This is a genomic window from Acinetobacter sp. 1294243 (genome assembly GCF_000588015.1).
GTDB lineage: Bacteria > Pseudomonadota > Gammaproteobacteria > Pseudomonadales > Moraxellaceae > Acinetobacter > Acinetobacter pittii.
The window spans coordinates 111587-130130 of sequence record NZ_JFXG01000004.1; the positions used below are offsets into that span (position 1 = coordinate 111587).

At 37.4% G+C, this 18544-nt stretch carries 15 protein-coding genes and 1 pseudogene; 10 read left to right on the top strand and 6 right to left on the bottom strand.

The annotated features are described in order from the left end of the window. Positions 1-11: 11 nt before the first annotated feature. From J655_RS11260 to J655_RS11270, 3 genes are read right to left on the bottom strand one after another with little or no spacing between them, the layout of a single operon-like run. A complete protein-coding gene (locus J655_RS11260) occupies positions 12-1322 on the bottom strand; it encodes a DUF445 domain-containing protein (RefSeq protein WP_005078711.1) in 1311 nt (436 codons plus the stop codon). A 13-nt stretch (positions 1323-1335) separates the two neighbouring features. After that, a complete protein-coding gene (locus tag J655_RS11265) occupies positions 1336-1899 on the bottom strand; it encodes a CC0125/CC1285 family lipoprotein (RefSeq protein ID WP_032052379.1) in 564 nt (187 codons plus the stop codon). A 59-nt stretch (positions 1900-1958) separates the two neighbouring features. Further along, complete coding sequence (locus J655_RS11270) at positions 1959-2498, bottom strand: DUF924 family protein (protein WP_019767357.1); 540 nt, start codon at positions 2496-2498, stop codon at positions 1959-1961. A 168-nt stretch (positions 2499-2666) separates the two neighbouring features. Here J655_RS11270 and gshA point away from each other — a divergent pair, with 168 nt between their 5' ends. The 8 genes and pseudogenes from gshA (at position 2667) to J655_RS11305 (ending at position 12773) form a co-directional block, all read left to right on the top strand. Further along, entirely contained in the window at positions 2667-4244 is a 1578-nt protein-coding gene (gshA, locus tag J655_RS11275; RefSeq protein WP_019767358.1) for a glutamate--cysteine ligase, read from the top strand. Between the two features lie 16 nt (positions 4245-4260). Beyond that, a complete protein-coding gene (locus J655_RS11280; protein ID WP_002121896.1) occupies positions 4261-4782 on the top strand; it encodes a disulfide bond formation protein B in 522 nt (173 codons plus the stop codon). A gap of 160 nt (positions 4783-4942) precedes the next feature. Beyond that, positions 4943-8236 (top strand): type VI secretion system Vgr family protein, encoded by a 3294-nt coding sequence (locus J655_RS11285; RefSeq protein ID WP_032052380.1) that lies wholly within the window; start codon positions 4943-4945, stop codon positions 8234-8236. After that, positions 8226-10130: a glycoside hydrolase family protein gene (locus J655_RS11290; RefSeq protein WP_031946243.1), complete on the top strand. Its 1905-nt coding sequence runs from the start codon at positions 8226-8228 to the stop codon at positions 10128-10130. Before J655_RS11285 ends, J655_RS11290 begins: the two co-directional genes overlap by 11 nt. Then, positions 10117-10857 carry a lysozyme inhibitor LprI family protein gene (locus J655_RS11295; RefSeq protein ID WP_019767361.1) on the top strand — a complete coding sequence of 247 codons (741 nt, stop codon included), beginning with the start codon at positions 10117-10119 and terminating at the stop codon, positions 10855-10857. The genes J655_RS11290 and J655_RS11295 overlap by 14 nt, the downstream gene beginning before the upstream one ends. 83 nt (positions 10858-10940) lie before the next feature. Further along, positions 10941-11671: pseudogene (locus J655_RS11300) on the top strand (SH3 domain-containing protein). Between the two features lie 69 nt (positions 11672-11740). Further along, the gene (locus J655_RS24515) at positions 11741-12412 is read left to right on the top strand and encodes a hypothetical protein (protein WP_081311957.1); all 672 of its coding nucleotides are present in this window, start codon (positions 11741-11743) and stop codon (positions 12410-12412) included. A gap of 4 nt (positions 12413-12416) precedes the next feature. Next, the gene (locus J655_RS11305) at positions 12417-12773 is read left to right on the top strand and encodes a DUF5991 domain-containing protein (RefSeq protein ID WP_019767364.1); all 357 of its coding nucleotides are present in this window, start codon (positions 12417-12419) and stop codon (positions 12771-12773) included. Positions 12774-12837: 64 nt separating this feature from the next. Here J655_RS11305 and J655_RS11310 read toward each other — a convergent pair whose 3' ends face one another. Further along, complete coding sequence (locus J655_RS11310) at positions 12838-14181, bottom strand: hypothetical protein (RefSeq protein ID WP_032052381.1); 1344 nt, start codon at positions 14179-14181, stop codon at positions 12838-12840. A 211-nt stretch (positions 14182-14392) separates the two neighbouring features. Here J655_RS11310 and J655_RS11315 point away from each other — a divergent pair, with 211 nt between their 5' ends. Both J655_RS11315 and parE read left to right on the top strand, forming a co-directional pair. Further along, positions 14393-14974, top strand: a complete 582-nt coding sequence (locus tag J655_RS11315) for a YqiA/YcfP family alpha/beta fold hydrolase (protein ID WP_019767366.1) — start codon at positions 14393-14395, stop codon at positions 14972-14974. Positions 14975-14988: 14 nt separating this feature from the next. After that, entirely contained in the window at positions 14989-16872 is a 1884-nt protein-coding gene (parE, locus tag J655_RS11320) for a DNA topoisomerase IV subunit B (RefSeq protein ID WP_005804402.1), read from the top strand. Between the two features lie 120 nt (positions 16873-16992). On the opposite strand, the gene J655_RS11325 is transcribed toward parE, so the two are convergent. Both J655_RS11325 and alc read right to left on the bottom strand, forming a co-directional pair. Next, complete coding sequence (locus tag J655_RS11325; protein WP_019767367.1) at positions 16993-17496, bottom strand: ureidoglycolate lyase; 504 nt, start codon at positions 17494-17496, stop codon at positions 16993-16995. Continuing rightward, entirely contained in the window at positions 17493-18503 is a 1011-nt protein-coding gene (gene alc, locus J655_RS11330; RefSeq protein WP_019767368.1) for an allantoicase, read from the bottom strand. Before alc ends, J655_RS11325 begins: the two co-directional genes overlap by 4 nt. Between the last annotated feature and the right edge of the window lie 41 nt (positions 18504-18544).

The following is an 18544-nucleotide window of genomic DNA, read 5'->3' on the forward strand; positions in this document are numbered from 1 at the left end:
AATATTTAAAGTTATAAAATTGATTCAATCACTGCCCGAATTACACCGAGTGTCAAACCAATAAATGCACCCACTACAACACCATTTACACGGATCATGTGCAAGTCGCCACCTACTTCATTTTCAATTTTCCCGATCATTTCACGTGAGTCCCATTCATGAATGCGTTCACTCACATAGCGTATGATTTTATGGCTATATTGATCCGTAAAATTCATGGCAAGTCCTGTCATTTCTTTGTTGAGAACTTCACGTACTTTTACATTTTGAACAAGGTTTTCACCGAGCTGCTGAATCGCAGCCCGCAGGTTCATTGCAATGCCAGAGTCTTCTTTCATTAAATCCTCTTTAATGGCATCACACAAAATGGTGACAGCACCACTAATAAAATTTAGAACTTGAGGACTATCAAGGAGCGCATCTTTACCACTGTTAAGACGTTGACTGGCAACACTATCGGGTTTCGCTAGTTCCAGCATGAGTGAATGTGCAATTGTTTCAATTTCTTGCCGCCATGGGTGTTCATGGTCTGCCAGCATCGATTCTACTTTTTCAACCAATGAGTCGATTGTACGTTGTTGAACATCAATTCCAATCCAGCTCGCACCTCTTGCAAGTGACCAGACGCCTAGTGCTTTAAACATTTTTCGGGTTAATTCACGAGTTTTATCTGGATTTTGTACGACCCATTCATGAGCGATATCGAGACCACGCTGTAAAACGTCTTGGTGGAAATCATTTTCCAATACCGCGCGTAGCATCTCACTGGCGAGTTTGTTGACTTGGGTATTACGTACCCATTGCACACTGTTGTTTTGCACGAAATTAGCAATTTGCTCTTGGCTCACAAATTCAAAAATTTTCGGTACAGTTTGCTGAATGAGCTGCACTACTTGAGTATTGTTTTGTGGACTTGCCAACCATTGACCAATTGCGAGGCTTAAGTCTGTTTTTTCTAAGCTTCTTTCGACTACTTGAGGCGAAAGAAAATTTTCCTGTACAAAACGGCCCATTGACTCTGCAATGCGAGCTTTGTTGCGCGGAATAATCTCGGTATGGTCGCGTAAAAACTTAGGAATGGGTAACTTACCAAAAGGGTTCCGAAACAGAACTGTAATCGCGTACCAATCGGCTAGACCACCAACTACACCTGCTTCGGCCCCTAGCATTAAAATATGAATAAAACCTGTGTACTCTGGCAGAAAACGGTCGGCTACCATCAGTGCAATCCACAGCACAACGACGATGATCAGCGCTAGGGTAGCAAAATATTTACTACGTTTAAGACTGGGCACGTGGTGAACTTCTTCTGCCATGCTCATAAATTTATCCTATTCATTTTTGTTTTACTGGAGGCTCGGGCGGTGGCAACAGCTCTCCTGTCGGACTCAATCCATATTTTTGTCCGAGTGATTTCAAGATCAAGCTTGCATCAAAAGCGTCTTGAGGAGCCTGCTTTTGATCCCGATAACATTCAATAGTATACGACACTTGAACAGGGTCGATATTGACCACTTGTGGGAAATCATAGAATGGATCATGCCAGAAACCCGGATAGCGACGACCATAGCCATAAGGATAAAAGCTCGGCGCAGATGGATAAACCACAGCCTGACGTGGTGGTTTCTGACTTTGGTTACTTGGGTCATTCAGTACTTTAAAAAAGCGGAAACCTTTTTGCACGGTCGTTTGTGCTGATTTTACCAAAGTGATTTCTTCAGCTGCACCGTAACTCATATTCGGATCGGCTTGGAAACTAATACGAAACGTTTGCGCATTTAAAGGGGATGCGGAAAACTGGCCAAGTTGATCAAAGGTTTTTGGTTTACTTGGAGTCGTCGCACAAGCAGTTAAAGTTAAGGCAACGCCTAATGCTAAACAAAGAGAGAGATATTTCATGGTGAACTCCCAGCTGAGCATTAAAACAAAGATGACTCAGCATTAAAAATTAATAAGCTTTAAAAACTACTGTTCGGTTCTAATAAAAATTCGGTTTCCTCTGGAGTAGAAACACGTCCAAGAATGGTATTGCGATGAGGATAGCGTCCAAATCGATCAATAATGACTTTATGCTTTTTCTCAAAGCTTAAGTTAATTTCATTACCAAGACGTTGAAATAGTTTCAAGGCAAATTCATGGATCAATTTTGATTCACTATGCATAAACGGCATATATAAAAAAGAGCGTTGCTCTGGATTAAGCTGTGCATCGAGTTGCAAACTAATTGCTTCTTGTGCCAAAGCTAATGCCAAGCCGTCATAGGTAAAAGATTGGGGCTGATCACGATAGATGTTGCGAGAAAACTGGTCTAGTACAATAATCTCTGCCAAACGACCTTCTGCTGTTTTTCGCCAAGACCAGAGTTCTGCTTGAGTTGCCTGTCGATGAACATCAGAAAAATTTTCACGGATTTTTTTGTCAAAATCATCACTTTTTGCAAACCAAAGTGAACGGTGTTCAGGAGAAAACCAGAAGTTTAAAATGTCTTGTTCGTTCATGATATTGACAACTCTTTAGCAATTATTCTTCAATAAAATCACAATTCTTTCGTGTCTTAAATAACAAGATTGTGATAAAAATTGCCAAACTGGAATGATGTGATTATATAAGTAACCGTATCATCTCACGATTTTGTATATAGTGATCTTTAATAAGCGAGCAAATGCATGAGTCAACCCACTACACCATCTCAATCAGTTATTCCTGCTTGGGTGGATTCGTCGCTACTACAAGGCATGTTACGTGGAATAGAGCGTGAAAGCCTACGTATGCAAAGTAATGGGTTCTTATCACAAGAGTTACATCCGAAAGCATTAGGTTCGGCGTTAACACATCCAAAAATTACGACTGATTATTCAGAAGCGTTGATGGAGTTTATTACTTCACCTAAGCCAACGATTGAAGAAGCTCTGCATGAGCTCACCGATATTCATGTGGTTGTGCATCGTCATTTAGAAAATGGTGAAAAACTCTGGCCGCTGTCTATGCCATGTATGTTAGACGACAATGAAGAACGCATTCGTCTAGCGCAGTACGGCACCTCTAATATTGGTCGTTTTAAAACACTATATCGCCGTGGGTTAGGAATTCGATATGGTCGTCGTATGCAGACCATTTCAGGTGTGCATTACAACTTATCTTTCCCAGATACACTTTTTGCTGAGCTACAAGCTCATGAAACTGACGAACAATTAAAATCATTAAGTTTGCAGGATTACCGTAGCCATCGTTATTTTGGTCTTATTCGTAATTTTATTCGTTTAACACCATTGGTCATGTTCTTGGTGGGCGCGAGTCCAACAGTATGTCGTTGTTTCTTGACCGGACACAAACATCATTTGTTGCCTTTAATCAAAGGTTCATACTATTTACCGTATGCTACAGCACTCCGTATGGGGCGATTGGGCTATCAAAACTCAGCCCAAAAAAGCTTAGGTATTCATTACAACAATTTGTCTGGCTATCTGGATGGTTTACAAAAAGCCGTTCATTCTCCTTATCCACCATTTAGCCGTTTAGGGTTAAATGATGCATCTGGTGAGCCGTTGCAAATTAATGATCATGTTTTGCAGATTGAGAATGAATATTACAGTCTAGTACGTCCAAAACAGGTGCCTCAAGCAGGTGAAACACCGTCTCAAGCTTTAAAAAATCGAGGCGTGGGCTATGTGGAGTTACGTGCTGTAGATGTAAATCCATACTCGGCAATTGGCGTTGATGAAACGACAGCAGGCTTTCTTGAAGTCTTAGCACTTTATTGTTTGTTAAGTGATAGTCCAGACTTATTATGTTCTGAGCAAGACTTGGTTGAGAAAAATCAAACAGAGGTGGTCAACCGAGGTCGAGCGCCAAACGCAACCATTACAGATTTATCTGGGTCATATCACATCGAAGATTGGGCACGTTTACATATTGCAAAAATGCAAGATTGTGCACAGCTACTCGATCAGACCTATGCAACGGACTTGTATGGTTCAGCTTTGGCGGTCATGCAAGCACGAATTGATGAAGTTGATGAAACTTTATCTGCCCATGTCATTGACGATACGTTAAAGCATGGTGGAACTTGGAGTTTTGGTAGCCACATGGCTCAGTTACATGCTGAAAGTTATGAACAGCATGAGCTTAGTGTGGAAACTTTGAAACATTTTGAACAGTTGGCTGCGCAATCTTTACAGCAGCAAGAAAAACTTGAGCAAGATACCAAGATCAGTTTTGATCAATATCTTGAACAATATCGATAATAAAACGAGGTTTTACATGCGATTAAGTTACCGTTTGGTGAGTGGACTACTTGTTTTAGCAAGTATAGTCGGCATGTCTTTTGCGTTGTATCTGGAACATGTAAAAGGTTTAGAGCCATGTCCGCTCTGTATTTTTCAACGTGTTGGCTTAATGGCGATGGGCCTTGTAGCACTCATAGCCTTTTTGCATAACCCAGTTTCCAATGCGGTTAAACGTTTTTATGCATTTTTAGCAGGCATCGCAATTTTATGGTCAGTAGGTGTGGCAGGACGTCATGTCTGGTTGCAACATTTACCACCAGATCAAGTACCAAGCTGTGGCCCGGGTTTAAATTATTTAATTGATGCTTTACCAATGAAAACGGTTTTACAAGAAGTATTGTCGGGTTCAGGTGAATGTGCAGCAATTGATTGGACCTTTTTAGGTCAATCTTTACCAGTTTGGTCATTGGTCTATTTCCTCTTACTATTACTGGTCTGTTTATGGCAGTTATTCCGTTTTTATCCAGTATTTAAGACAACCAAAAAAAGAGCTTAAAGCTCTTTAAAAAAAGCCCAACACTATGTTGGGCTTTTTATTGCTTGGGAATAGGTCAAAATATAAAAAAACGAATTAAAAAAAAGCATAATCATGTAGACAGATAGGTCTGTTTTTTTATAAAGTGCAGCCGTTTATATATCCTTATGATTATAAAAAAATGCTTTTTAATATCTTTAATGTTTTGGAAAAAATAGGGTTAAGTGCGCAGAAACGTGCCGTCCATGTGCAATTTTCTAATGAACTACTCAATAGCCAAGTTTTTTTACAGCGTATAGAAGGCCAACATCAGCTAAATGGGGGATTGGAAGCTGAGTTGATCTGCCTTTCAACGAGTGCCCAAATTGCATTAAAGCAGTTTATAGGTGTGCAAGTTGCCGTTGATCAGGTCACTGATTCTGGACAATTATTTCGAACTACTGGAATTGTGACAGAAGCGAGTTATGGCCAGAGTGACGGTGCTTTAACGCTTTATAAACTCACCTTAAAAGACGCGACAAACTTATGGCACAAACGCCGTAATAGCCGTGTTTTTATGAATAAAAGCATTATTGAAGTCACGGAAGTTTTATTTAAAGAATGGCAAGAAAAAAGTCAGCTATTTGCGACAAGTTTAAGTCTCGACCTCAGTGGGTTAAGTCAAAGTTATGATATTCGCCCATTTATCATGCAGCACAATGAGTCTGATTATGACTTTCTTACACGCTTGTGGCGAAGTGAAGGGATTAGTTGGTTAATTGATGAAGCAGAGCTTTTTGTTCCTCACTTTACTGCACCTATACAACCTCAAAAACTAAGACTCATTGATGATAATAGCCAGTACCAAGCTTTAGCACGTCGTAGTATTCGCTATCACAGAAGTAGTGCAACAGAATATCAAGATAGCATTACAGGTTTTGTTGCAGTACGGTCTTTACAGCCGACTGCTGTACATGTGCAGCGTTGGCAACCTGATGCTCTAGCACATGAAGAAGGTGTAGGTTCAGTTATCACTACACACCTACATTCAGAGCAATTTGATTCAGCGAGTTTGAGTCTTGAACAAGCATGGCATATGAGTCCAGCTTGGATGCAAGATTTGAAAGGGGAAGATCAGGCCACTGCTTCAAGTAGTAATCAGCTAGAGAAATTGAATCAGCAATTTACGGATATGTACGCGAGTCGGGCCAAATATTTTAAGGCTTATAGTAGCGTCCGTGATAGTCAAGTCGGCTATTGGTTTAATTTACAGGAGCATCCTGAAATTGATCAGCATGAAGGAGCAGATCAAGAGTTCTTAATCATTGCTAAAAATTTCTATAACCAAAATAACTTACCAAAAGATTTACATCAGCAAGTTAGCCAGTTGTTAACCAAAAGTCGTTGGAATAAACATGGTTATGATGATATTGAGCGCCAAGGTAATGAGCTGACCCTAATACGCCGTCAGATCAAGACGGCACCTGAATATAATCCAGAACAGCACCGACCAATTGCTTACGCACAAAGAGCGAAAGTTGTGGGGCCAGAGGGAGAGACTATTCATGTTGATGAATGGGGACGCATTAAGGTGCGTTTTCTATTCACCCGTAGTGATGATCATGGGCATGACGGTGGAGCAGGGAGCAATGACAATGATACCGACTCAGCTTGGGTCGATGTACTGACTCCTTGGGCAGGAGAGGGTTATGGAGCACGTTTCTTACCACGTATTGGTGAAGTGGTTGTCATTGACTTCTTTGATGGCAATATTGACCGTCCATTTGTGACTGGACGCATTCATGAAGCACAGCGCTCACCAACCAAGTTCGATGTGAAAGGGCAGCTTCCTGATATTAAAAAACTGAGCGGAATTCGCAGTCAGGAAATCAGTGGTAGTGGCTTTAACCAATTACGCTTTGATGACACAACGGGGCAAATTAGTACCCAATTACAAAGTAGCCATGCAGCGACACAGCTGAATTTGGGTAATTTAAGCCATCCGAAAGAACAAGCGACGAGCCAGGGTCGTGGTGAAGGCTTTGAGCTAAGAACAGATGCTTGGGGAGCTGTGCGTGCAGGTAAAGGCATGCTCATTAGTACCTATGCACAAGAGCAAGCTATTGCAGACCATTTAGAGGCGGCACAAGCACAATTCTTACTTTCACAAGGTTATGAAAGCATGAAAATGCTCAGTGAAGTTGCAGCAAAGCAACAGACTGATGCTTTGAACGTGATTAATCGCTTACCCAAATTCATCCAGTCACTTGAGCTAAAAACCACAGGACAGGCATTAAATAGTACGGTAAACCTATTTAAAGAAGGTATTAATAACGATCCTATTCACGCTTTAAAAGACTGTGGCGGCTTTATTCAAGACATTGGTGCACTAGGTGGAAATGCAAAAGGTGTCGTAGATGAATTTAATGCTTTCTTTACTGATGCCAAAGATGCGGTAGAAAATTTAAAAGCTTTCATCGAAAACGTTGAAGAACATGGTGCTGATATCGTTAAAGGTAAACTTGCCAGCATTAAAGATCGCATTCATAAAAATCCATTTGAAAGTATTCAAGAGGTCGGAAAAGTCTTAGCTAATGTCGAGACTAAAGACTTTGACATGATGAGTGTATGTGGAACATTTAGTAAAGGCAGTAAATTGGAAGTATCACCTTCTAAAGCATTAAGTTCTTTGCAAGGCTTTATGGAGGGCTATACCCAAGGTTTAGAAAGTAGTTCCGATACTAAACAGCAAGAACAAGGCAAAATTTTTAGACAAGCGCTTATGTTATTAGCATCGCCAAATGGCATTGCTTTGACGACACCTGAAAATATTATTTTGCAAGCTTCGCAAGATATTGCAGAAAGTGCTAGTGGCTCCATTAATTTAAGTGCACAGAAAAATATCATTGGGCATGCGCAAGACAAAATAAGCTTGTTTGCCGCGCAAAAGGGTTTCCGTGCTTATGCAGCAAAAGGAAAGCTCGAACTACAAGCACAAGACGATGCCATTGAAGCAATTGCTAAAAAGGTCATCAAGCTCATTTCTACTGAAGAAAAAATTGAGCTTACCAGTCCAAAAGAAATTGTATTAACGGCAGGGGGATCTCAGCTCAAAATTAATGCGGATGGCGGATTTTCAACAACAGGCGGCAAGTTTGAAAGTAAAGCTGGGCAGCATTTGTTTACGAGTGGAGCTAAGGTTTCTTATGAGGTTCCACAGCTTCCAAATACTGCTATGTATAGTAATAAGTTAGATGTTTATGATTTATTTTGGGAGAGCGATTTTAGTCAGTTTACTTATAAAGCTTTTATTCAAGAAACAAATTCATTTATCTCAGGAGCCTTAGATGAACATGGGCGAACTGGGAAAATTACAAAAGAAGACCCGTTTAATATAAAAGTTTTAGTTGGAAAAGAGCAAGAGCTGTGGGATGTAATTGTTGATGAATGGGATAATGAGGATTTTCTTTTAGGAGTAAAAAATAATGAAAAATAAATGTTTAGTAACCTTTATTTTATTAGACTTACTAGGGCATCCCATTAAAAATGCTAAATATCAAATAAAAAATGGTAATAATCTCATTGCTGAAGGATTAACAAATTCTAAAGGAGCGATTGTTGATATAAGTAGAGATAAAGGAGTTGTACTTGATGTTTATTTCCAAAATATTTTAAATCAGATGCAACTTATCAGCAGAGTTTGTCTTGAAAAAAGTCATGCTATCGTCAAGTTATATAGTCCATCAGTTTTAATAAAAACTCAGCTGAGAGAGAAAGGGAAGACTGGTCAATATAGTAGAAAAACATATAAAGTGAAAAAGGGTGATACTTTATTAAAAATTTCAAAAGATATGAATTGTAAAATTGAAGAGATTCAAAGAATAAATAAAATTAATGATGCAAATAAGATTTCGGAAGGACAAATACTAAAGCTACCTTTAAACAAAGGAAATAATGGAGAACCAAAGAAAATAAATAATAGTTCTAATATTAATAATGGAGTCGCTAAAAAGGATAATCATGATGATAAAGATGACCATTGGTTTGGTACATTAGCGAAAGCTCCGGATTGGATGCCAGATATTAGTGCAGATAAGATCTATAATCATATTAAAGATCAGATTCTTAATAGTACTGCACCAGAATTAAAAAATATGAATGCTGAAAGTCAAGATACTGGAAATCCAAAACAGAATATATCTAATTATAAACCCAGTATTATTTTCCCTTTTAAAGTAAAACCTATCAATGATATTGGTGGAGAACTATCAAATTATTATTGGGGAGCTAAACTCAATGATACTAATGCTTCAATGGCAATCTTTGGAAGAAATAGAAGTGGTAATAGAAAGCATGCGGGAAGAGATTTATATAGTAATTGTAAACCTGTCAGCAAAGCAGAAAGTGGCTTTGAAGTAGTTGCTATAGCACCAGGTAAAGTAATAGCTTCGCAAGGATTCTATCTACAAACTAATCAAGTAAGTATTAGGCATAAAACTGATGATGGTAGAGAGTTTGTAATTAGGTATGGTGAATTAGATCCAAAATCAATAACATTAAAAGTGGGGGATCCCGTTAAGCAAGGCCAAATATTAGGCAAAACAGGTGTAATGAAAAATAAGAATGGACCAGCTGCTATACCTATTGCTGGAAAAAGAGCACATAATGTTTCAATGCTACATTTTGAATATTTTACAGGCAATGGTTTTTCATTAGATGATGCGTCAAATCTTACAATAAAAGAACATGGACTTTATTCGAGACGTGATGATATAGCTGATCCTTTAGCAATATTGTTAGAAGGATATAGAAATAGTTTTGATTTACAGTTGCCTCAAACTACTTCTCAGAAATCAATTGGAAATAGAATACCTATAAGCAATTTAACAACAAGTGCAAATGCAAGATTATTTGTTCAAGAATGGGAAGGAAAATATTTAACTCCTGATGGGCAAGGAACATACTATTACGATGATTCTAAAGGATATTGTACAGTTGGATGGGGACATCTCGTAGGTCAATCATCATGTAAAGCTTTAGGTAAAAAAGCTTTAAAAGATTTTATCTCAATATCTCAGGCTAAAACTTACTTTGAAGAAGATGTTTTGAAACATGAAGCTTATGTCAAAAAAGCTATTAAAGTTCCTCTATATCAATATGAATTTGATGCTTTAGTATCGTTAGCATTCAATATCGGGAATATTGCTAGTAAAGCCCCAAATTTATGTAAGCTTATTAATGAAAGTAATTATAAAGATGGGCCTAAAGAAATGTTAGATATAAATAAAATAACTGTAAATGGGAAAAAAGTTCCAGATCTCGGTTTGACGAAAAGGCGTAATAGTGAATATCAATTGTTTATTAAAGGAACGTACGATGCAAGGCATTAATCTTAATTTTTTTAGTGTGCTATTAGTCTTTAGTTTGAGTGCCTGCTCAAATGCTGCAGATTATAAGCCACAACAGTTAGATGAGAAAACAGTATATAAAAATAGTGAGCATGATCTGAATAATACATATTCTGATATAAAAAGCTATATTAGTGATAATAAAAACGAAGTTAGGTATCTTATTGATACTCAACGTTCTTGGTTGAGAAATAGAAATTTAAAATGTAATTTTAATGGGAAAGAAGCAAATAATGAAAATTATAAATGTCTGAGTGATTTTAATAATTCTAAAATTAAAGATTTAAGAATATCATACCTAGACTTTGATAGTTTAGAAGGGAACTTAATAAAGCCATTTAATTATAAAGATGGTGTTATAAAAGAATTAGAAGTAGGCGGGTGTTATTGTAGTGAAAGTACAATTAAGATTTTAAAAAATAAGATTTATATATATCAAGCTTGTGATCAAAAATTAAATGAACCACGTATATATAATATTGTTGGTAAGAAAAAAGATGAATTTTCTGTAGAGTATCAAATTGATACTAATAATAATAAAGTCCCAGAGTTTAATTTGGTATTTGTAACTAATGGAAAAAATGTTTGGAATATTGTTCCTAAGGTTTTTAGAAAAGAAGACTTATTAAATTTAAATTTTAAAATTGGCTATACAACTGATACGAATTTAAAAAACAAGAAAATTGATTGTAATGATTATGAGGAATAATTCTAAATTATTAGAACTTTGATTGTATTTGATAATAGTAATATTATCTAAAAAATAATATTACTATTTTATTAAAATTCAAAATGGAACTTATCCTAAATGAAGGAAAACTTAAGTTTGTAATTTTTACTGTTTTATGATTGGTCCTGTAGGAGCTTCATATACTGACTTTGGTTTTATTCAAGATAAGGATGGATACGTTAATGTACGAGAAAGTTCAAGTTTAAATTCTAAAATTATGTTCAAATTAAATAATAATGAAATTATTTCTTGTGTGATGGATGAAGGAGCGAATAATTTTTGTTTAGTTAATGCAAGCAATGGTGTGTCTGGATTTGTTTATAAAAATAGAATAAATAATTTTACTGGTTACACTACTATGAAGTTATCTCAATATTCTATAGAAAAGGTTGTTTTTAGTGATAAAAAACTAATAGTAGAAGTATATGCAAAAAATGCTATTTTAGATCCTAAATTTTATAAAGGAGAGTATAAGTATTTTAATGGTAAGCTATTCTTTGGTACTGATGGTAGTCTACCTGACAATAATTTTTTACAACTTGATAAAATTATTGTTAGAGAAAGAGATAACAGAATAGAAATCAGTAGAACTGAGGTCGAGCAATATTTTTTCCCTAAAAATGGTATAGATGGTGATAAGAACGAGCTTGCTGATTTTAAAATATATTACTTAAATAATAATATTTTTATTTTAAATACTTTTAATAATGGTGGTGCAGCAGCTTATAATATCATTTTAAATATAAAAAATGGAAAAGTAGCTGCCAATAAAGCTTGGAAGGTTGAAATTTGACAAAATTCATATAGTAAAGTTATGAATGGTTATAAATATTAATTTCATTAATGATGCGAGAAAATAACAGTGATTTATAAAAAATTAGTTTTTGTATGTTTAGTAGGTTTTAGCTTATCTACTATTCAATATGTAATTGAAGGAGCTTATGCAAATTCTTTTGAAATAAAGAAAGTAAATAATAATCAATCCATTGAATCTACTGAAAAAATTAGAAAAATAAAGAAGAGTTTAGACAATAAAATTTATTTATTATTGGATTCTAATGAAGGTTGTATAGTTAGTGAAAAGCCTCTTAATAAAGATATCATAATTATCTATAAAGAGGACGAAAAATCTAAATATGATATTGTAAACCCAATATTGAAAAAAGATAGTAGTGATTGTGTTTCAGAATTAGCTTTTGTTACAGATGAGCCTAATTATTTTTATAATATTAATAAAAGAAGTAAGGAGTTAGTCCGTGGTTATGGTTTTGAATTAAATAAGGATCAGATTCTATATAAAAATAATAGAATTAGAGGAGTTGATTTGATAGGGGATGGAATTCCTAATATTATAATGGAATGTTTTTCAAATGAAGGGGCACATTTTAATATTTTGGGAGGGTATAATAATGAAGAAAAATTGTTACATCGTTATACTTATCTAGATATGAACTTGCAAGCCTCATGTACTGAAAATGAAAAAATATATAGTAAAGGTTTGTTGGATTTAAGAAATAAATATAGAAAAAATTAATTAAATGAATAAATTTTGTTTATTATTGCTGGCTTTTTCGGTTAACACATTTGCAAATACAGATAAGTGGAATGGTACTTATCATTATTATAGTTCAGAAGAAATACCAGGTGGAAATGTTGCGACAATAGAATTTATTTTAACACTAACACCCAAAAAGTGTGAGTATTCTATTGCTGGCTTTCAGGTTGATAAATCTTATATATGCAAAGTGAAAGAGAAAAATAACGAGCTATATTTCTTTAAAGTTCAAAGTGGTGAAAAGTTAGGAAAAGTGATCTTTAAGAAAGGAAAATACTATCTTTATTCTGATGAAGTTTTAGATAGTAAAGACAACTTATTTTTTAAAGATAAACAATAGTTATAGAGCTCTTTTTAAAATATTTTAGATTCTATAAAAAAGCCCAACATAAGTTGGGCTTTTTTTACGTCTCTACAATTCCTTCTAAATCTTCGAGCTTATAGTTCGGCATATCAATAATATGGGTTTGAATACCCTCTTGAACATAATCATTCACATGAGGATATAACCAGCGAGTAATCTGTTCGGCAACACTCGAGTGATACTGAATTTCAAAGTGATTTAAACCATAAAACACGGCTTTATGTGAGTCTGGAACTTTAAGCTGAAAACGTGGGTTAGGGTGTTCGCCTAGCGCGCTTTTTACACTCACTAAGTAGTCGCCAATTACGGTCAACGCTTTATTGCGCATCTTTTCAAATTCTAAGGCCCCTGCCACTAAAAAGGTGTTGATATGGGAAGGTAGCGGAGCAGGGGCGCGGTTATCATCCATCATACCAATACGAGCATCCATATGTTCCCAATCATCATCACGAACGCTGCCGTGGCGTAGGTCTAAAATACCATTACTCCGAATATTAACCAGTTGACCGAGTAAGCCGACAAAAGGGAAAGCCCCAAGTTTATCTTGTATGGTAAAGCCAAAGCGCTCTAAAACTGCCCCATGATGTGGAGAGCCAATACAGACTAGATTCTCGACCATATGGATCCATTGATACATATTTTGTTTGCCATAAAACAAGGCACTACGGGAAACCAGTCCGCCCATACTATGGCCAATGATATCAATGCTGGTAATTCTTGGATTACGTTGTACCAAGTCTTCTAATAAATTCGAAAAACTGCGTCCATTGGCTGAAATACGTCGACCTGTATTGTAATTTAAATACAGCATGGTGTTATGGTCACGCTGCGCTAACAGGCGCTCACCAATGCCGCCATAGTGTGCATTTGACCAAGTCAGATGGTTCATACACAAACCATGAGCTAAAATCACAATACGGCCTGCAAGTTCCCCTTGTTGTATTGCACCGTAGTGATCGTATAGCACCATGGGTAAGGCGAGGGGGCTATGCTGTTTAAGTAGATAATCCCCAAAAATCCCATTCAAAATGCCGACTAAAAAATGTAGGCTTGGGGTGAGTGGTTTTTCGTGAAGTGTAGGATATTTTTCAATAATGTGACGTAAGCTTGGCGCTAAAAAACAACTCCCATATTTTTGTAAAGCGCCATAAGAAAACTGATATGCCTTTTGCACAAATGGTCGTTTTTGAAAGTTTTTAGCATTTTGTGTACTCACACCAAAAGCATTTTTTAATACTTCAATATTAATAACTTGAATTAATTCATGTACACCATTTAAGCTGGTGCTGAACAGTTGAGCTAAACCTTCTAATACGTCTGCCTGACTAGGTGGCGTACGATCCCATTTACAATAAGTTTCATGTAGTGGTGTTAAGCTCGGCATATCTTTTCCCCATATACGTTATAACCGACGTTTTAAGCTGTACTTTTTATCAACGGCAGCTAACGTTTCCATCTTAGTAGTTTAAATAACACATGTTTTTAAAATACTGATGAATGGTTAGTTGAGTGGTTTTTCTTGTCTGACAATAGTGTTTTTATATACAAACTGAGAACAAAAATGTGAGTTTATTCTCAATTTAGAGGGAAAATATATGAATATTATCTACCTCCATGGCTTTAATAGTAGCTCTCTTTCAATTAAAGGGCTGAGCCTTAAGCAGTATTGTAGCGAATTGGGCATAAATGTGCATTTGCCAGATTTAAACAGATCTCCTGATCTAGTGGTTGAGCAAGTTTCAGCGCTTATTGAATCGTTACAAGACGTGGCTTTAGTTGGTAGTAGCCTTGGCGGATTTTTTGCGACATATTTTGTCGCGAAATATAATGTTCCAGCTGTACTGATTAACCCTGCTATGCAACCATGGAAACTGTTTGATGAGTTATTTCAAGTTGAAAGTATGCCCTATGTGGTGAATGATCAATGGTCAATTGACCATTTTCAGTTACGGCAGTTACAACAACTGGAACTGAAACAACCTGAAAATGCCGACAAAATACTCGTCTTATTGCAACAAGGCGACGAAATTTTGGATTATCGTCAAGCACAACGCTATTATAGTGCTGCAACGCCATCCTCATTGATTTTGACGGATGCTCATGGCAATCATGCTATGGAAGATTTTGAAGAAAAATTACCGTTAGTGATCGAATTCTTTGCGCACACCATCAAATAAGGAAAACGTACAACGTGACACAATATACGGCTCAATCGCTTGAAGTTCTTTCTGGTTTAGACCCTGTTCGTCGTCGTCCAGGGATGTATACCGATACGACTCGACCTAACCATTTAGCCCAAGAAGTTATTGATAATGCTGTTGATGAAGCATTAGCTGGTCATGCCGACAAAATATGTGTCACGGTTTATAAAGATGGTTCGTTGTCGGTTGAAGATAATGGCCGTGGTATGCCAGTCGATATTCATCCTGAATATGGACAAAGTGGTATCGAAATCATTCTGACCAAGCTCCATGCCGGTGGTAAATTCAGCACCGATAACTATCAGTTTTCAGGTGGTTTGCATGGTGTGGGGATTTCAGTTGTAAACGCTTTATCAACACGGGTTGAGGTCGAAGTTCAACGTCAGGGTAACCTATACCAGATGGCCTTTGAGCAAGGTGAACCAGTAGCACCTTTAGCTGTTCTTGAGGGTAAAGCACCAAAACGTGCGACAGGTACAACCGTACATTTTTGGCCAGAAGCTAAATATTTTGATAGTCCAAAATTTGCGTTAAAAGCACTCAAACACAATTTAAAAGCCAAAGCTGTTTTAGCGGCTGGGTTAAAAATTACTTATATCGATCAAATTAATGATGAAAAAATCGAATGGCAGTTTGAAAATGGCCTCGTCGATTATTTGATGGATGAATTGCAAGACCGCGAAATTTTGCCAAACCCTGCATTTGTGAGCAGCGGTCAGGCAGACCGAGCGGCATGTGAATTTGCGATTTGTTGGAATGTGGAAGGTGGTGAACAGGTTCAAGAAAGTTACGTCAACTTAATTCCGACTGCACAAGGCGGTACTCATGTGAACGGTTTGCGCTCTGGGGTTACCGAGGCATTGCGCGAGTTCTGTGAATTGCGTAATTTGCTACCACGAAACCTTAAACTTTCGGCAGAAGATGTTTGGGATGGCGTGAACTATATCTTGTCGCTCAAGTTCCAAGAACCACAGTTTTCAGGTCAAACCAAAGAGCGTCTTTCGAGTCGTGAAGCATCAAATATTGTTTTAAATATTGCTAAAGATGCTTTCGCGCTCTGGCTAAATCAACATGCTGAAATTGCCATGCAGCTGGCAGAAATGGCGATTTCTAAAGCAGGTCGTCGTTTAAAAGCAGCAAAGAAAGTCGAGCGTAAAAAAATTGTTTCCGGCCCTGCATTGCCGGGTAAGTTGGCAGACTGTGTTGGCCAAACACGTGAGGACAGTGAGTTATTTATTGTCGAGGGTGACTCAGCAGGTGGTAGTGCAAAGCAAGCGCGCGATAAAAACTTTCAGGCCATCATGCCGATTCGTGGAAAAATCTTAAATACGTGGGAAGTTTCTTCAGATGAAGTATTGGCTTCTCAAGAGGTCCACGACATTGCGATTGCGATTGGTGTAGATCCGGGCAGTGATGATTTATCTGAACTACGTTACGGTAAAATCTGTATTTTGGCCGATGCCGACTCGGACGGTTTACACATTGCGACTTTGCTTTGTGCTTTATTCGTTAAACACTTCCCAGCATTGGTTGAAGAAGGACATTTGTATGTGGCAATGCCACCATTGTTCCGTATCGACATTGGTAAAGATGTTCATTACGCGCTTGATGATGATGAACTTGAAACTATTTTGAAAAATATTAAAGGTAATCGTAATCCGCAAATTACCCGATTCAAGGGATTGGGTGAGATGAACGCGATTCAATTACGTGAAACCACGATGGATCCTAATACACGCCGCTTGGTTCAATTAGATCTTGATGATGTCCATCTAACAGCAGGTTTACTCGACAAGTTACTTGCGAAAAAACGTTCGGCAGATCGTAAGCAGTGGCTTGAGCAGAAGGGGAACTTAGCTGATATCACTGTCTAAAAAGGCGTAAAAAATCCCCGCTCAATTGGCGGGGATTTTTTTATGTAAATCTAAATTGTTGGAAATCACCACAACGATTTCTACCATTAAATTAAAATAGACAGATCTGTCTATTTTAATTTAGACAGTAATTTTTATAGCTTCTGGAAATTGAAAAATATCACAATTTGCGCCGTTACCAATTCGATCCACTACTGCAAAATCACTTGGTGCCTCGAAGGTAAGTAAAGGATGATGCCATGTGCCTGCCCGATAATTGATACTTTGCTTGCCATCCGAAACAAAAGCACATAGTTTTGAAATATCAGGAGTATTTTCGTCCAAAGCGGGTGCCACGATAATTAAAAACTTTTGTTGCTGTAGTGGAATAAATGCTTGAGAGCCTTTTGGATGGCGCTCTAACATTGAAATCTCTAAAGGCAGCACACTGGCTTTAATATTACGGAAAATACTAATTCCTGCCTTTGCTTCCCCTTCAATTTCAGTTTCAACGAGCGCATGGTAGCGCTCGGTGTGGGCATGATTAATATGAAAAAAGTCATGCCCGTCACAACAGATGACTTCTCCAAAGGGCTGAAAGTTTTCAATAGTTAAGGGCTGAATTTGAACATTCTTCATGATCATGACTTGGCAATTTTCCCCCATAAACGGACACGGCTAATACCACCATCTGGAATCATGTTAATACGAATATGCGAGATTTTTTCATGTTGTAAAATCTCATTCACATATTCATGAATATGATCCATTTGCATAGGTTGGGCTTCTAGTAAGTAAGACCAAAACATACTTTGAGGAATTAACTGTGCATCGGTTGCATTTTCGAGGTAAACCGCCTGAATAGATACTTGAGCAGGAAAGTTCCCTTTAAAATGAGCTGTATCAATTTCAAGCTTTTCAATTTTTCCGCTTTTACCCAACGCAAGAATACACCAGTCATAACCCGGTGCACGGCGGCGTTTGGTTTCCCATCCATCACCCATATTGACTCCGCGGCCTGGGTTAATCAAATTACGCGGGTGTCCAAAATGAGCATCACTATAGGCAACTATACGGCCCCCATTTTCGAGAGCCAATAAATCGAGAGTTTTTTCGCTATCAGTCACTTGAATATGAACATCACCATAGACACGTAAACGGGCAATACCACCATCTGGGAAAATATTAAGGCGTATATGAGTGAAAAGTGCATCATTATTGATCATAAAAATATGATGCTGGCTCGGGCCTAGTTCAGTATTTCCTAAAACATTCTCCCATTTTGCCCCTGTCAGGTCCCCATTTGGTGCATAACATGCTTCTAATGTTGCAGATGCAGGATAATTTCCTGTAAAAAAGCTGGTATCAATATCAAGAGCAGTGATTTTTCCGCTTACACCAAGCTTCACGATACACCAATCATAACCTGCGTGACGCTTACGGCGTGTCTCCCATCCATCCATCCATTTGCCGTTGTCATCAAATTTATCTTCAACAAAAATAGGTGCATCAAATTGCAGCATACGCTTTGCTTCTGCAAAGAAATCATCTGAACACTCAATGACTTGTGCACCAATTCGGGCATCTGCCAAATTGGTTTTAGTATTCAAAATCTCAGGAAGTTCAAAAGCTGGAGCGTGGAATGTTGCCATAATGGGGTATCCGTATTTCTTGTTAAAAACATGATTTTTCA

Coding starts and splice junctions, on each gene's coding strand:
- J655_RS11290 (WP_031946243.1), top strand. CDS start 8,226: ATGAAAAATAAATGTTTAGTAACCTTTATTTTATTAGACTTACTAGGG.
- alc (WP_019767368.1), bottom strand. CDS start 18,503: ATGGCAACATTCCACGCTCCAGCTTTTGAACTTCCTGAGATTTTGAAT.
- J655_RS11310 (WP_032052381.1), bottom strand. CDS start 14,181: ATGCCGAGCTTAACACCACTACATGAAACTTATTGTAAATGGGATCGT.
- J655_RS11295 (WP_019767361.1), top strand. CDS start 10,117: ATGCAAGGCATTAATCTTAATTTTTTTAGTGTGCTATTAGTCTTTAGT.
- J655_RS11260 (WP_005078711.1), bottom strand. CDS start 1,322: ATGAGCATGGCAGAAGAAGTTCACCACGTGCCCAGTCTTAAACGTAGT.
- J655_RS11285 (WP_032052380.1), top strand. CDS start 4,943: ATGCTTTTTAATATCTTTAATGTTTTGGAAAAAATAGGGTTAAGTGCG.
- gshA (WP_019767358.1), top strand. CDS start 2,667: ATGAGTCAACCCACTACACCATCTCAATCAGTTATTCCTGCTTGGGTG.
- J655_RS11325 (WP_019767367.1), bottom strand. CDS start 17,496: ATGATCATGAAGAATGTTCAAATTCAGCCCTTAACTATTGAAAACTTT.
- J655_RS11315 (WP_019767366.1), top strand. CDS start 14,393: ATGAATATTATCTACCTCCATGGCTTTAATAGTAGCTCTCTTTCAATT.
- J655_RS11305 (WP_019767364.1), top strand. CDS start 12,417: ATGAATAAATTTTGTTTATTATTGCTGGCTTTTTCGGTTAACACATTT.
- J655_RS11265 (WP_032052379.1), bottom strand. CDS start 1,899: ATGAAATATCTCTCTCTTTGTTTAGCATTAGGCGTTGCCTTAACTTTA.
- J655_RS11280 (WP_002121896.1), top strand. CDS start 4,261: ATGCGATTAAGTTACCGTTTGGTGAGTGGACTACTTGTTTTAGCAAGT.
- J655_RS11270 (WP_019767357.1), bottom strand. CDS start 2,498: ATGAACGAACAAGACATTTTAAACTTCTGGTTTTCTCCTGAACACCGT.